Below are 15195 nucleotides of genomic sequence, written 5' to 3'. Positions count from 1 at the left end.
GTCACAGATCGTTCCTCTCGAACAGAAAACATAGACCTGCCGCCACCACCGCAAGCCCGACTATCCATATCCAAGGACCGGTGCCGGTGAATCCCGGCATTGTTACCTTGCCTATGTTCCCCCAGGAAAATAGGGACAGCTTGGTGAAGGGGTAGAGTTCGGCGAAAAGGACCGCTCCGAAGACCATGCCTATCATACCGACCAAGGCGTCAACTCTTCCCTCGCCGAGAGCTCCTACCGCCGTGCCGGGGCAGTACCCCAACAGAGCCCAGCCTATGCCGAACACGACCCCGCCGACGAGATTGGTGCCCAGGACGGTGGACTTTACCGACAGGGACACCAGCCCCATGCCGAGAAGAGCGTATATACAGACGGACCCCACCACTATGGCGGACAGCATGAACTTGACGATGGTCATGTCCTCCAACAGGAGAGCCCCCAGCTGCCGGTCGTATCTGAGTACCTCCGACCGCTGCATCAGGACACCGAAGACCGCTCCGGTCACAAGCGCCATTATCGACACGAACATACGTCTCAGCTCCTTCCGTATATTATCCGAGCCATGGCGACACCGCCTACGAAGAACGCCGCCAGCGAGACGAAGCCGCTCATGGATAGCTGCATCACCCCGCTGAGGCCGTGCCCCGAGGGACAGCCGCCTGCCATTCTGGCCCCGAAAGCCACCAGGACACCTCCGAGAAAAGCGGTAAAGAGCCTGAGCCATGTCCTGGCCCCGAAACGCTCTCTCCAAAGCTCAGGGACGACATCTATGAAAAAGGTTCCGTTGACCGTGGAGGACAGCAGAGAACCTACGAAAATTCCCACGAGAAAAAGCAACTGCCAGTCTACCGCAAAGGGATATCTGACGAAATAATCCAAGGACGCACCGTGCTCGGGGGAAATCATATTTACCAAAGCCGCCCCGGCCCTGGCGAAGGTAGTGGAAGCCCCGAAGAACTTTCCCGTCGCCACCACGGACAAGGCCACCAGACCTCCGGTGATAGCTCCAGCCAGATAGGGGTTAAGGGGACGCTGCCCCTTCTCGAATGAATACACAAAAAGACCTCCTTCCGTTATAACCGTCGTTTTTTAAACGTGGATCTATGACGACCTCATGGACCCACCGAACTCCTCGTTTGAAAAAGCCCCGTAGATCCTCTCGAAAAAGCCATCGTTCTCCCTGAAGATATCCAGTATCTCCGGATCGAAATGCCCGGGCATGACCCTGCCGTCTCCCTCCAATATTATCCTTCGAGCCTTCTCGTGGGAGAAGGGAGGCTTATAGCATCTCTCCCCTCTGAGCGCATCGTAAACGTCGCAAAGGGCCACTATTCTTCCCTCGATGGGGATATCCGTTCCGACCAGCCCTCTGGGATATCCGGTTCCGTCCCATCTCTCGTGGTGACAGAGACAGATATTTCTGGCCATGTCGAGCCACGAGGAATCTCCTATCACCTCCGCACCGTAAATCGTGTGTTTTTTTATCTCCTCAAACTCCGCATCCGATAGAGATCCGGGCTTGCCCAATATCTCTTTGGGGACCCTCAGCTTACCTATGTCGTGAAGCTGGGCATATATCCTTATATCCTCCACGAATCCCTCAGAAAATCCCAATTGTCTGGCGAAGAAGGCGGCGAACTCTCCCACCCTAGCTACGTGCTCGCCGGTCTCCTCATGGTATATCTCCGTGAAAGCCTGCATCCTTAGGGCAAAGTAGTGGAAGGACGATCTGACCTCTATGAGCAGCTCGTTGGCGTGGAGAAGTCCTCCCAGGGTAAGGCCGAACCTCCTCAGCACCTCCACCACCTTCTCGTTCCCGTAGCTCGATATTCCCTCGATAACGACGTAACCCTGGACCCTTCCCATGAAGGATACCGGCATAGAGAGACGTCCATCCTCGAAAAGAGGATCCTCCCCGAGGTAGGACAGCTCGCTAGATAGCAACGGCGAACAGCGCTCTCCCGATTCCCCCCATATGTAGGGGAAGGACCTGTTAAAGGCGACGAAAGCCACGTAACCGCAACGGAAGGTCCTGCGCAGGTTTGAGGCGATCGACTCGGCCACACCTTGAAGAGTATTACCGTCCGAGGCCCCCTCGGCAAGGCTCATTATGTTCTCCAGTTGAGCCATGACGAGTTCCAGTTCGTCGTTGGTCTGTTTGAGGCTTTCCTCCATAGCGGTGGTCTCCTCCAGAAGAGCCATAATGGACTCTTCCTTGTCGCCGATGGTCCTTATGAGCCGCTGAAAGGCATCTCCCAAACGGGCCTCCTCCTCGAAATGATGGTCCAGAGCCCCCATCTGTCCCTCGAAATCCACCAGATACTCGGCAAGGGTGAAGGAGGACTGGCAGGATCCGATCCTGTCGGAGGCACCGGCCAGGAAATCGACCCACCTTCCGAAGGATCGGCTGATCCTGTCGTGTCCTATCCAGAAGACCAGAAACATCGCTGAACCGCCCAAAAAGATCAGAGCAGCGACGACGACGGCCTGGGAAAGAGCGCTCTCTATAAGGACCTTTTGAGGATAGAAGGCGACCAGGAAAAGGCCTCCCACCAACCGCCTGGAAAAGGCGTTCACCTTCCCCATGGAGAGAACGACCTCCTGATATCTGTCCCTCAGCAAGACCCTAGGAAGTACCATGCCGATGGAGGCGAACTCGGCTCTTCCCCAGTTATGGATGACCCTGCCGTCGGCGCCGACCAGGGCCATTACGCTTCTGCCTCTGGACCTCAACCTAACGGACTCCAGCAACATGGACGTATTCACGTCGCACAGAAGCCACCCGTCCGGCAGGGGCACGGACAAAATTAACCCCGGAGACGACATGTCCCCGAACAGCACCGACGGAATCCACTCGCCGGAAAGGAACTTAGGGGAGACTGACATGCCGCCCTGGACGTAGGGAAGATTGCTCCAACGGACCGTGCCGTTCCTGTCGCAGAACAGAAGCCCTCTGAGCTCCGGAGAGGACATCATGAAATCCTCCACTCCCTTGGTCATTCCAGAGACTCCCCAGTAACGCATCGTGTTCCTGTAGGAGGACAGTTTATCCTCCAGAAACTGGGAGAGGTAGTTGAATCGGCTCGTTATAGAATCCTCATAGATCTCCTGGAATGATCTCAACTGGAAACAAAAGGCAGCTACTCCTCCCAACAGAGAGAGCCCCACCATTATGGCGCCTAGTAGGCGACCGTAGCTTCTCAACGATCTCAAGGCAGTATCACCTCTTCCACCGAACCGTTCTTGAAGCGGTAGACCCTGATCTCGGACTCAACGTCGCCGTAGCGATTCAGTTTGAAGGTCCACCCGGGCCCATCCACCGTCCTGGGGCGAGCGAGCATAGAGCGAAGCTCTTCGCCCCTCGCCTTCGGATTTTCGTCAAAAACGGAGGAAAGATATTTCATGGCCGCTACGGTATAGCGGGAGAAAACCCCCATATCCACCTCTCTTTCATCCAGCAGGAATCGAAGGAAGTCGTCCTCCGGAATCGAGGTCGGATCGTAGACCGATGAAAAATAGAATTCCGCCCCGACGATGTCGAAAAAGTACCGAAAATCGGAGACCTGACTCCATCGAGAGAGAAATATAGGCACCGGAGGATAGTGAAGCAATACGTCCTGTAATATCCAGTAGCTCCTGGAAGGCTCGGCTATTATGACGACCCCGTCCCCGGACAAAGAATCTCCTGCCATCTCGGGATATACAACCACACCGGAGGGAATCGAATCGGATAGCCTCCTCATATCTTCCAAGAGGCTGTTCACGTAGGCATCGTTGTAGGGAGATCTGTAGACGATAGGTCCCTCTAGGTTCAAGAAGGACATCAGCCTGGCCAAGGCCTTTACTTCCCTATCGGCATCGGTGATCATCCTGAAGAACCAATCGTCCCTACCGGACATGGCAGAAGATGAAGCGGAAGGGGATATCACCGGGATCTCGAGCCTCTCCGCCGCCTCCGCAGCCGCAATGGCCTCCCAAGAAAGAGGGAACCCCACCACCACGGCGGCGCCTCTTCTGGATAGTTCCTTAACCGCCTCAGCGACGTCGTCGCCAAAGGTAGCGACCTCTACCTGAAGACGGTAGGAGTCGCCTCTCGAGGAGTTGTGCCAGAGAACGTAGCTTTTGATAACCGATAGCATCGCTCCTTCCGGGGCGGAAAAAGCGACCTCTTCGTTGACCGCCACGCCTACGATCACAACGGGGGTCGACAGTTTATAGAACAAAATACCCAAGATCGCGACAACTCCGGCGATCGATATCCAAAGGCCCTTTTTCATGACACACCTCCTCTTCGGCAGGAATAGATCGAAATAGGCAATTTCACGGGAGCCTGTGAAAACGACATGGCATATAATGGCGAGGAAAAACAGACTCTACATAAGGAGGATACCACATTGAAAGCATCTATCGTCATGGCTCTGGCATCCACGGCGGCCATTCTTATTACCTCTCCTCTATGGGCCGAGGGACGGCCGCCCAGAATTCCGGTGGAGGACTTCTTCAGGCTTCCCACCAAGACCGCCTACCGCCTTTCTCCCGACGGGAAGAGTTACTCGTTTCTCCAGCCCTGGAAGGACAGGCTCAACATACACGTCGCCCCGGTCGGAGGCGAGGCAAAAAGGATAACGTCCTCCACGGAGAGGGACATCCGGGCCTACACCTGGGTAAACGACGACACCCTGGTCTACCTTCAGGACAAGGGAGGCGACGAAAACTACCACGTCTACTCACTGTCGACGGACGGATCGGACGTTAGGGACCTGACCCCCTTCGATGGAGTCAGGGCGAGCCTTCTGGACGACCTGGAGGACGACGACACCCACGTCCTGATAGAGATGAACCGCCGGGACCTCAGGTTCTTCGACGTCTACAAGGTAAACGTCCTATCCGGTGAGATGGAGATGGTCGCGGAAAACCCCGGCACGGTAGGAGGATGGATGACGGACCATAGAGGAAGGATCCGCATAGCCTACGCCATGGAGGGACTGAAGAGGACCATCCTCTACAGGGACGACGAAGGACAACCCTTCCGTCCCATATTCTCCACCGACTTCACCGACTCGGTGATACCGGCGGGCTTCACCGGAGACGACGAAAAACTCTACGTCATGTCCAACCTGGACAGGGACACAACCGCCCTATACCTATTCGACCCGAAAAGCGGAAACTTCGAGGACATGCTCTACGAGAGAGACGACGTGGACCTCTCGGGAATAATCTGGTCCAGAGCCAAAAAGAAACTGCTGGGAGTTTCCTACTACACCGACAAAAGGCAACGCCACTTCTTCGACGAAGAGACGGAGAGACTATTCGACAGACTGAAGAAGCGCTTTCCCGACTACTCGGTGGGAATCTCCAGCATGAGCAAAGACGAGAGAAAGATGATAATAGCCGTGGCAAGCGATAGGATGCCAGGAAGGCTCTACTACCATGACCTGGACAACCCGGAAAAGTTCGAGCTTGTGGCGGACCTGTACCCATGGATAGACGAAAAACAGATGGCTCCGATGAAACCGATCAGCTACGAGACCGAGGACGGCCTCACCATACAGGGCTACCTCACCCTGCCGGTGGGACTGCCGGAGAAGGGGCTTCCCGTGGTGGTCAACCCCCACGGCGGACCGGAGGTCCGGGACACCTGGGGATACAACCCGGAGGTGCAGTTTCTGGCTAACCGAGGGGTGGCGGTGCTCCAGGTAAACTACCGGATATCCACCGGATACGGCAAGAAGTTCTGGATGGCGGGCTTCAAACAGTGGGGAAGAAAGCAACAGGACGATATAACCGCCGGGGTAAAATGGCTCGTAGATCGAGGGATAGCCGATCCCGACAGGATCGCCATATATGGGGCCTCCTACGGAGGATACGCCACCCTCATGGGGCTGATACGGACCCCCGACCTGTACCGCTGCGGCATAGACTACGTCGGGGTCGCCAACCTCTTCACCCTTCTGGAGTCCATACCTCCATACTGGGAGCTCGCCAGGCAGAAGATGTACGAGACCATAGGACATCCGGAAAAGGACGCAGAGCTGTTCAGGGAGGTATCCCCGGTCTTCCACGCCGACAAGATAAAGGCACCCCTCTTCATAGCTCAGGGAGCCAACGACCCCAGGGTAAAAAAGGCCGAATCGGACCAGATGGTGGAGGCGATGAAGAAGAGGGGCGTCACGGTACAGTACATGGTGAAGGACGACGAAGGGCACGGCTTTCACAACCAGGAAAACCGCTTCGACTTCTATCGGGCCATGGAGAAATTCCTGACGGAACACCTCGAGCTGGAGTAAAAAGGGCAACGATAGAGAACCTCTAAAAAATCATATCCAAGCCTCCTCGGTGAGGAGGCCGACGAACCCGTATTTTCGACCTGCCGTCGTGTAAAATGGATGGGGCGACAGGACGTCGCCCCAAGCCGAGGGGGCACAGGACGTGCCCTCCGAGGCGGTCCGTTCGGAACAGGCAGGTCGAAAATACGCTCGGGCGAGACAGGGCCCCGTCGGACTCCTCGCCGAGGACTTGTGATAAAGTGACAGGACTACCGAAGAGGAGGGAAACTGCCCATGTTCTTCGCTCAGACACTGTCCCGTCGCCCCTATCTACTGGTATGGGGGGCCTTCGCGGTCCTCGCAGCTCTACCCTGGATCTACCTCTATTGCCGCAGGAGAAACGGGAGATGACCCTGCAATCCCTTCTGTACCGGCTGGTGGCCTTCGGAGGCTATGGAATGGCACTCATCCTGCTGGCCGGTCGAGCCTTCCAGTGGAACGAGACTAGACGATCCTTCTACCTGGGAGGCAGAGAAATAGCCCTTTGGCCCTCTGTGGGCACCTTCGGAGCCACCTGGATGAGCGCAGCGTCACTGTTGGGCTACACGGTGCTGCTGTATCAGGAGGGATACGCCGCATTCACAGGATCGGTCATAGGGTGGATGCTGGGCCTTCCCCTGCTCCCTCTGGCGGTGATAAGGCTGAGAAAGAGCCGGGCCCTGTCCCTTCCTCAGTGGCTGGAAGAGCGTTACTCGGACGACAGGCTCCGATCCCTGTCGGCCCTCTGTCTTCTGGTGGTCTACACGGTCTATCTGATAATACAGTTTAGAGCCTTCGGAGCCATCGTCGGATCCATGCTGGACATAGAGGGCTTCATGGCCTCTATCCTGGTCTACCTCTTCGTTCTCTACACCACCTTTGGAGGCCTTCCGTCGGTTGTAAGAAGCGACGGCCTCAATCTCATGGTAATAGTGCTCTCCGTCACGGTGGCGGCCTGGAGCATAACATCTCAGACCGGAGGCTTTCCCTCCATACACGAGAGACTGCTAGACCTCAGGCCAGAGCTGCTCCAGCCCTGGCCGAAGGAGGGGATATTGGCCTCCATGACGATGGCCCTGGGTTGGGGACTGGGGGTGGCGGCCAACCCTCAGTACTGCATAAGGATAATATCCTGCAAAGACAGATGGACCGCCTGGCTGACCCTGGCGATAACCTCTCTAACCGTGTCCTGGATCTACATCTGCCTCACCGCCCTGGGGCTGGGAGCCAAGGCCCTTTACCCCTTCGTAACCGGAGGATTTCAGGAGGTACTGTTCTCCCGTCTTATGGAGGCAGGCCTTTCGCCCCTTCCTCTGGCTCTGTTGATGGTGGGAGTCCTCGCCGCCGCCGTCAGCACCGCCAACTCCCAGCTGCTGCTTGCCGCTTGCTCTTTCTGTTATGACCTTCAGGGAGAGGGGCGCATACCGTCCAAAGACCCCCTGGAAGAGGACGGTTTTCTCTTCAAGAACAGGATAGCGGTGGCTATAATAGCCACCGTGACGCTGTTTCTCAGCTATATGCCCCTTCCGGGGATACTTCAACTCGGTCGCTACAGCTGGAGCATGGTGGCACTGTGCTTTCTGCTTCCCCTGTACCTTCCCAGAACTAAGGCCAGAGGAGGACTGTTCGGAGCCATGTCCACCGCCCTGATCGTCTACAACCTCCTGGTATGGTTTTCCGGAATGTCCCCCGAGACGGCGATGCTTCCGTCCCTCTTGATAGAGGGAATCCTATGGTGGATCCTGGGAGCCAGACAATGATAGGCCCCGATCTGGAGACCAGGATAAAGGCAGTCGTAACGGGTCTGACCTTCTGCCTCACAGTCGTCCTGATAGCCATGTCTCTCTCCATAGATTTTCACGAAACCTACATGTCCGAACAGGGAAAGATAGACGAGCTGTCCAGTCGATCGAGCGATCTGACGTCCCGACAGGTCATGGAGATCATAGACAGAGAAGGAGAGGCCTGGCGAATAACCTCCGAAGGAGACGGCACCTCCGTGACCACCTCCGACGGAGCGAGCTGGAAGGTGAGCCTTAACGGCAAACAGCTCCTGACCGCCATACTGCACAGACGACGACACCTTCTGGTGGCGGGAATGATATGTCTGCTCCTCTCGGCGGAGATGGCCGTATTTCTGGCCTACTGGCTGACGAGGCCCCTCAAGAGGCTGGCTTGGGGTTGCGCCAAGGTCGGCAGAGGGGATCTATCGGATCTCCCCGTCGAGAGATCCGGATCCCACGAACTGGAGATACTTCAGGACGCGTTCAACGCAATGGTCAGAGGCCTGAGGGAAAGGCAGAGCCTGGAGCGTCGGATCTCCAGGATGGAGAGGCTGGCCGCCCTGGGACAGGTTGTGGCCGGGGTATCCCACGAGATAAAGAACCCCCTGGCTGCCATGAGGATCCACCTGGACCTGTTGAGCGGTGCAAGAAGCGGAGAGACGGAGGACGAAGAATCCCTACAGGTCCTCAGCTCGGAGCTGGACAGGCTCAACCGTGTGGTGACACAGCTGCTATCCTTCGCCAGGCCTACCCCGACCGTACCGGGCCCGATAGACCCCAGGGAGCTTTTCCGTTGGTGCCACAGTATGGTGAGGGTCCGACTCTCCCGAAAATCCATCGGCTGGCACGAAACGGTGGACGACGGCACCGTGCTTTGGGGAGACAGAGGGCAGATGCAGCAGCTGCTGTTGAACCTTGTGTTGAACGGCATAGAGGCCATGGACGGAGAGGGAGATCTGTACGTTTCATGCCGTAGATCCAGCGACGGAACGTCTATGTCCGTCCAGGATACCGGCGGCGGCGTGCCGGACCGTGTGGCAGAAAGGATCTTCGACCCCTTCGTGACTTCGAAACCGGACGGCACCGGGCTCGGCCTATCGGTCGTCTACAGGATAGTGGAGGACCATCGAGGGACCATGGACCTGGACACATCCCCCGATGGCACCAGACTGGATCTCTGGTTCCCCGGTCCGGCCGGCAAGGACAACGAGGAGGATAAAATATGAAAGTCTGGATAATAGAGGACGAAAGAGCCTTGGCTCAAGGGCTCAAAACCGCCTTCGAGAGAAGGGGCTACGAGTCCCGCACCGCATCGGGGCTCAAGGGGCTGAACTCGATGATGGATCAGGAATCCCCGGAGATAGTCTTCCTCGACGTCAGGCTCGACGACGGAGACGGTCTCAAGGGACTTCCCCACATACTTCAAGCGTCTCCGGAGGCCAAGGTGATAGTTATGACAGCTTTCGGCGACTCGGCCCTGGTGGTACGAGCTATAAGGGAGGGGGCCTTCAACTATCTGGACAAGCCCTTCCCTCTGGAGGCAGCCATGAACATGGCCCAAAGGGCGTCGGAGGCAATAGCCCTTGCCAGACGGGTCTCCCGAATGGAGACGTCCCGGGCGGTCTCCCTGATAGGCTCGTCCCGGGCGGTAAAAGAGATAGGAGGCTTCGTCGAAAAAGTCTCGAGACACGAAGACGTCAACGTCCTGATAAGGGGAGAAAGCGGCACTGGGAAGGAGGTCGTGGCCAGGATGATCCACGGCGCCTCGGGAAGCTCCGGCGAGTTCGTCGCCATAAACTGCGCCGCCATACCGGAAAGTCTTCTGGAAGCCGAACTGTTCGGGTCTAGAAAAGGAGCCTACACCGGGGCTTCCACCGACAAGAGAGGACTAGTGGAGCTGGCCGACGGAGGCACCCTCTTTCTGGACGAAATAGGAGACATGCCGACCTCTCTCCAGAGCAAGATGCTTCGCTTTCTGGACTCTCGGTCCCTCAGGCCTCTGGGATCCTCCAGGGAAATCCAGGTATCCCTGAGGGTGGTATGCGCCACCTGCGCAAACCTGGAGGACAGGATATCCTCCGGAGCCTTCAGAAAAGACCTGTACTATAGGATAGCCATGCTCCCCATAGAGCTCCCCCCTCTGAGGGAACGAGGCAGAGACGCTCTGGAACTCCTGGAACACTTCATAGTTCTGTACAGCGACAGACTCGGGCGGCCGCCTCTGATTCCCTCCTCCGACGTGGAGGAAGTCTTTCTGTCCTACAGATGGCCCGGAAACGTCAGGGAGCTCAAGAACCTGGTGGAGCGTCTCTTCATACTAAAGGACCAGAGGGACCGCACCATATCTCTGAAGGACCTTCCCCAGGAGATGCTGGACGCCATGCCCACCGACAGGGAGTCCGAATCGAGGCACGAGACCGACGGCAGGCCCCTTCAACGACAGCTGGACGACTTTGAAAAAGAGCTTCTGACACAGGCGCTGTCCGACTCGGGGGGCAACAGGACCAGGGCGGCCTCCTCTCTGGGACTGTCTCGATACGCCCTTTTGAGGCGACTTCAGAAACATGGCCTGGATTGACCCCTCGCCGAGACTGACCCAGCAGGTAAGGACCGAGCTGCTCCACCTACCCGTCCTTATCCAAAACCTCAGGCTACTGACCATGCCGGTACAGGAGCTAGTGGACACAGCTATAGGCGAACTGGCCGACAACCCCCTCTACGAGGTGAACCCTCCCCGATCGTGGCAGGAATCGGGTATACTGGACGACCTCTCGGAAGAGCCGTCCCTGGAGGAAAACCTTATCCGTCAGATGGCCCAGTGTCGTCCCCTTCGGGAGGAAAGGGACTCACTGCCGTATGAACTGGTCCGCTACCTAGATCACAGAGGCTACCTGACCGACACCCAGGAGGCCATTGCCGACCAGCTGGAGCTGACCGCAGAGAGGCTCGACCTCCTGCTGGAGAGAGTCAGGGATATAGTAGAACCCCCTGGACTGTTCGCAAGAGATCTGATCCATTGTCTGTCGCTGCAACTGATCAGATCGGGAAAAGAAGAGTCGGACGGGGCGAAGATCCTTGAGATGGCGGTGGACCTGCTGGGAAAGGGAGACCCCAAAGATGCTATGGAGAGGCTTGGATGGAGTCGAAGCAGATTTGACCGGGCCATGGAAGAACTATCGCACCTCGACCCAGCCCCGGGTCGCCGCACGACGGCACAGGTCGTAATCCCAGAGCTGGAGCTCTATCCCGACCCCGACAGACCTGCGGTCGTCCTGGCCGAGAACCTCCCCAGGATATACATGACCCCTCTGACCTGGGAGGACGACAGAGTGACATCCATGAAGGGCAGAGGACTTCACATAATCCAATCCATAGCCAGGAGGAACGCATCCAAACTATCCCTGGCCATCGAGGTGGCGAAAAAACAGAAAGACTACCTGATGTCCCGGGAAGGGGCCCCTTATCCTATGACCATGACGGAGATGGCCGAAAAACTGAATAGATCGGTTTCCACGGTGCAGAGAATCGCCTCAACCACCTGGGCTGTGACCCCGGTGGGAACCGTGCCTATGGACCGTCTCTTCAGCCGTCCTCTGAAATCCCGTCCGGACATGTCGGTAGCACAGCTGAGGTCGAGGATAGAGGAGGCGAGTAGAAAGGGAATGTCCGACTCGGAGCTGTCTCGAAACCTGGGAGTACCGAGAAGGACGATAACATGGCATAGACAGAGACGAAGATAGGACAGGCTGGAGCAAACAGCGACAAATCCACCTGACCACAGCACCTGACCGTGCGCAAACCGCACGGTCAGGTGCGCTTTTCGCACCCACTCGAGTCGAACGGACTTCGGGCACAAAAAGTAGAAGACAGCACAAACGCTGAAATAGCCGCATTTTTTCATCTTGAGAAAAAAATAGTAATTGGCAACTTTCTTGCTTATACCTCCATAGAGAGCCATCATCTTTATATCGGAGGTGCTTTTATGTCCACGGAAAAGATCACTTTAGGAGACGAAAAGGCGAAACAGGGCAGCACTTTAAGCGTGCTGATGGGAGCGGCCTTCTTAATGGCCACATCCGCCATAGGTCCGGGATTCCTGACCCAGACGGCGGTTTTTACGGAGAAGATGCAGCTGGCCTTCGCCTTCGCCATACTGGCGTCGGTGCTGATCGATATAGTGGTCCAGATGAACATCTGGAGGATACTGGCGGTATCGGGAATGAGGGCCCAGGACGTGGCGAACAAGGTGCTTCCGGGCCTAGGATATTTCATAGCCTTCGCTGTAGCCCTAGGCGGTCTGGTTTTCAACATAGGCAACGTAGGAGGGGCGGCCATGGGAGTCAACGTCCTGACCGGCCTTCCCATACCGGTCGGAGCGACGATCAGCGCCCTCATAGCAATATTCATTTTCCTCCGCAAGGAGATGGGCAACGCCATGGACAAGTTCACCCAGATTTTGGGCTTCGTGATGATAGCCATGGTGCTGTTCATGGTTTTCAAGACCCAGCCTCCGGTAGGAGCCGCCCTTAAAGAGGCCGTGCTACCCTCCCATATCGACTGGATGATCGTCCTCACACTTGTCGGAGGAACCGTCGGAGGATACATCTCCTTCGCCGGAGCCCACAGGATAATAGACGCCGGCCTCACCGGAGAGGAAAACATCGGCGCCATAAGCAAGGGGTCCATCAACGCCGTAGCCATAACCGGAGTCATGAGGTTCCTCCTCTTCCTGGCGATCCTGGGAGTCGTCATGATGGGGCACCCCCTCGACCCGACCAATCCCCCCGCATCGGCCTTCCAGATTGGAGCGGGAGACCTGGGCTACAAGATCTTCGGGGTAATCCTCTGGGCCGCCGGGGTCACCTCTGTCATAGGTGCCTCCTACACGTCCATATCCTTCCTCAGAACGCTTTTCAAATCGGTAGGAGATCACTACAGGGCCTGGATGATAGGGTTTATAGTTTTCTCCACCGCAATACTCGCTACGATAGGCAAACCGGTGGCTCTGCTGATCTTCGCCGGATCGATCAACGGGCTTATACTGCCTCTGGCCCTGATATCGGTGCTTCTAGCGGCCCACAGAAAGGACATCGTCGGAAACTACAGACACCCCATGTGGATGTCCATCATAGGCTACGTCATGGCTGCCTTCACCATGTGGATGGGAGTCAAATCCCTGAGCAAGATCATGGCGCTGTTCTCCTGATAGGACGCTATCGACCGTAGGACTATAATGAAGCCGGGAGCCTACGATGCTCCCGGCCACGTCGATTAGGAGGAGACGCCGATGAACGAGATAGAACCAAGGATACGGCCAGCCGGAGATTCCTGCCTGGTCGTCGATTTCGGAAACGCCATAGCCCTGGAGATAAACGCCAAGGTACAGGCTCTTAGATCCAGACTGGAGGCCCGTCCCGTTCCCGGCATCATGGAGCTAATGCCCACATATCGATCACTGGCCGTCTACTTCGACCCTGTGGAGACGGACCTGGACAGGCTTCGAGAGGAAATATCGGCCGGGATTGGATCGATAGACGAGCAAGTCAAGATAGGATCCAAAGAGGCTATCATTCCGGTATGCTACGGCGGCGAATACGGACCGGATCTGGAATCGGTGGCGAGATACCACGGGATATCCGAGGAAGAGGTCATACACCGTCACTGCTCCAACAGCTGCTACTGCTACATGCTGGGCTTCACCCCCGGATTCTCCTATCTGGGAGGAATGGACGAATCCATAGCCACCCCCAGACTGGAGACCCCCAGAGAGCTGATACCGGCGGGCAGCGTCGGCATAGCGGGCAAGCAGACCGGGATCTACCCAATAGACAGCCCCGGAGGCTGGCAGCTTATAGGGCGCACACCCCTGGTGATGTACGACCCGGCCAGAGAACCCGCCACCCTTCTCGAAGCAGGGCTCTGGATTCGATTCCGCCCGGTCGGGGAGGACGAATATCTGGACATCAGGGAAAAGGCGATTAAAAACGCCTACGAGCTGGAGATAGTCGAGAAAGGAGATGGGACACTATGAAGCTGCTCGTCCGATCTCCAGGCATATTGACCACCGTGCAGGACCTGGGCAGATGGGGACATCAGGCCATAGGGATGCCCGTAGCGGGAGCGATGGATCCCATGGCGCTTCGCAGAGGAAACATCATGGTCCACAACGACCCAGGGGCTGCCGCCCTGGAGATAACCGTCGTGGGCCCAAAGCTCTCGGTTCAAGGAAGTGGAATCGTGGCTCTCGCCGGAGGAGACCTGGGCATGACGGTCAACGGAACCCACGTACAACCCTGGACGACCGTCGCGGTAAAGGACGGCGACGTTGTCTCCTTCTCCGGGATGAAGGACGGCCTGTGCAGAGGCTATCTATGCGTCTCCGGAGGAATAGACGTGCCGCCTCTCATGGGAAGCCGCTCCACCTACCTGAGGGGAAAGATAGGCGGCCTCCAGGGCAGAGCCCTCAAGGCCGGAGACGAGCTGGACACAGGCTCTCCCTACATCCTAGGGGAGAGGTGCGTCGGCTTCGTATGCCCCGAAGAACTCAGGCCGGACTATTCCCCCTCCCGACCGATGGACGTGGTACCCGGCCCTCAGGACGATCTCTTCACCGACGAGGGAATAAAGACCTTCCTATCCGAGGAATACGTCGTCTCCGCCGCGGCGGACCGAATGGGCTACCGCATGGAGGGACCGACCATAGAACACGTCGACGGTGCGGACATAGTCTCCGACGCCATATGTCTCGGGGCGGTTCAGGTTCCGGGACACGGTCAACCGATCGTAATGATGGCGGACAGACAAACCACTGGAGGCTATACGAAGATAGCGGTCCTCACGGCCAACTCGGTGGCAAGGCTTGCCCAGAGGCTCCCGGGACAACCGGTACGTTTCTCCGCCATGAGCCAGGATCAGGCCATAATCGAGGCCAGGGAGGAAAAGGGTCGACTGGAGTCCCTCAGACTGGCCCTTGAAGGCTGGATAGCCGATCCGACGAGAGACGAAAGGGAACGGTCCGAACCGACGACGGAGGGACAATGTCGCATCACCGTCGACGGCGAAACCTACGAGGTCCAATGGGAGAAAATCTAGAGGAGGCATGACGT

General features: G+C 57.1%; 12 protein-coding genes. 8 read left to right on the top strand and 4 right to left on the bottom strand.

What is annotated here, in order from left to right; genetic code table 11:
* Position 1 precedes the first annotated feature (1 nt).
* Genes DPEP_RS06110 through DPEP_RS06095 form a run of 4 tightly spaced genes read right to left on the bottom strand, consistent with a single transcriptional unit; the run spans position 2 to position 4277 of the window.
* A complete protein-coding gene (locus DPEP_RS06110; RefSeq protein ID WP_005660516.1) occupies positions 2-529 on the bottom strand; it encodes a DUF6691 family protein in 528 nt (175 codons plus the stop codon).
* Between the two features lie 5 nt (positions 530-534).
* A complete protein-coding gene (locus DPEP_RS06105; RefSeq protein ID WP_005660514.1) occupies positions 535-1056 on the bottom strand; it encodes a YeeE/YedE thiosulfate transporter family protein in 522 nt (173 codons plus the stop codon).
* A 45-nt stretch (positions 1057-1101) separates the two neighbouring features.
* Positions 1102-3213: an HD-GYP domain-containing protein gene (locus tag DPEP_RS12800; RefSeq protein WP_005660512.1), complete on the bottom strand. Its 2112-nt coding sequence runs from the start codon at positions 3211-3213 to the stop codon at positions 1102-1104.
* Complete coding sequence (locus DPEP_RS06095) at positions 3210-4277, bottom strand: type 1 periplasmic-binding domain-containing protein (RefSeq protein WP_005660511.1); 1068 nt, start codon at positions 4275-4277, stop codon at positions 3210-3212. The genes DPEP_RS12800 and DPEP_RS06095 overlap by 4 nt, the downstream gene beginning before the upstream one ends.
* Before the next feature lie 117 nt (positions 4278-4394).
* On the opposite strand from DPEP_RS06095, the gene DPEP_RS06090 reads away from it, so the two are divergent.
* The 8 genes from DPEP_RS06090 (at position 4395) to DPEP_RS06055 (ending at position 15181) form a co-directional block, all read left to right on the top strand.
* Positions 4395-6287 (top strand): S9 family peptidase, encoded by a 1893-nt coding sequence (locus DPEP_RS06090; protein WP_005660509.1) that lies wholly within the window; start codon positions 4395-4397, stop codon positions 6285-6287.
* Positions 6288-6673: 386 nt separating this feature from the next.
* On the top strand, positions 6674-8065 hold the full coding sequence (locus DPEP_RS06085) for a sodium:solute symporter family protein (protein ID WP_005660505.1): 1392 nt from the start codon (positions 6674-6676) through the stop codon (positions 8063-8065).
* Complete coding sequence (locus DPEP_RS06080) at positions 8038-9315, top strand: sensor histidine kinase (protein WP_040382444.1); 1278 nt, start codon at positions 8038-8040, stop codon at positions 9313-9315. Before DPEP_RS06085 ends, DPEP_RS06080 begins: the two co-directional genes overlap by 28 nt.
* Entirely contained in the window at positions 9312-10667 is a 1356-nt protein-coding gene (locus DPEP_RS06075) for a sigma-54-dependent transcriptional regulator (protein ID WP_005660501.1), read from the top strand. Before DPEP_RS06080 ends, DPEP_RS06075 begins: the two co-directional genes overlap by 4 nt.
* On the top strand, positions 10654-11829 hold the full coding sequence (locus DPEP_RS06070; RefSeq protein WP_005660500.1) for an RNA polymerase factor sigma-54: 1176 nt from the start codon (positions 10654-10656) through the stop codon (positions 11827-11829). The genes DPEP_RS06075 and DPEP_RS06070 overlap by 14 nt, the downstream gene beginning before the upstream one ends.
* A gap of 242 nt (positions 11830-12071) precedes the next feature.
* Entirely contained in the window at positions 12072-13295 is a 1224-nt protein-coding gene (locus DPEP_RS06065) for an NRAMP family divalent metal transporter (protein WP_005660498.1), read from the top strand.
* A gap of 81 nt (positions 13296-13376) precedes the next feature.
* Positions 13377-14120, top strand: coding sequence for a 5-oxoprolinase subunit PxpB (gene pxpB / locus DPEP_RS06060; RefSeq protein ID WP_005660496.1), 744 nt, complete (start codon positions 13377-13379; stop codon positions 14118-14120).
* Positions 14117-15181, top strand: a complete 1065-nt coding sequence (locus tag DPEP_RS06055) for a 5-oxoprolinase subunit C family protein (RefSeq protein ID WP_005660493.1) — start codon at positions 14117-14119, stop codon at positions 15179-15181. Before pxpB ends, DPEP_RS06055 begins: the two co-directional genes overlap by 4 nt.
* The last annotated feature ends 14 nt before the right edge of the window (positions 15182-15195 follow it).

The sequence above is a fragment of the Dethiosulfovibrio peptidovorans DSM 11002 genome, assembly GCF_000172975.1.
Lineage (GTDB): Bacteria > Synergistota > Synergistia > Synergistales > Dethiosulfovibrionaceae > Dethiosulfovibrio > Dethiosulfovibrio peptidovorans.
The sequence above is the reverse complement of the archived record's forward strand: the minus strand, read 5'-3'. Positions and strand labels throughout refer to the sequence as shown.

What these genes read in the sequence shown, in the direction of transcription:
- DPEP_RS06110 (WP_005660516.1), bottom strand. Translation starts at nt 529, where the DNA reads ATGTTCGTGTCGATAATGGCGCTTGTGACCGGAGCGGTCTTCGGTGTC.
- DPEP_RS06095 (WP_005660511.1), bottom strand. Translation starts at nt 4,277, where the DNA reads ATGAAAAAGGGCCTTTGGATATCGATCGCCGGAGTTGTCGCGATCTTG.
- DPEP_RS06085 (WP_005660505.1), top strand. Translation starts at nt 6,674, where the DNA reads ATGACCCTGCAATCCCTTCTGTACCGGCTGGTGGCCTTCGGAGGCTAT.
- DPEP_RS06080 (WP_040382444.1), top strand. Translation starts at nt 8,038, where the DNA reads ATGGTGGATCCTGGGAGCCAGACAATGATAGGCCCCGATCTGGAGACC.
- DPEP_RS06075 (WP_005660501.1), top strand. Translation starts at nt 9,312, where the DNA reads ATGAAAGTCTGGATAATAGAGGACGAAAGAGCCTTGGCTCAAGGGCTC.
- DPEP_RS06070 (WP_005660500.1), top strand. Translation starts at nt 10,654, where the DNA reads ATGGCCTGGATTGACCCCTCGCCGAGACTGACCCAGCAGGTAAGGACC.
- DPEP_RS06065 (WP_005660498.1), top strand. Translation starts at nt 12,072, where the DNA reads ATGTCCACGGAAAAGATCACTTTAGGAGACGAAAAGGCGAAACAGGGC.
- pxpB (WP_005660496.1), top strand. Translation starts at nt 13,377, where the DNA reads ATGAACGAGATAGAACCAAGGATACGGCCAGCCGGAGATTCCTGCCTG.
- DPEP_RS06055 (WP_005660493.1), top strand. Translation starts at nt 14,117, where the DNA reads ATGAAGCTGCTCGTCCGATCTCCAGGCATATTGACCACCGTGCAGGAC.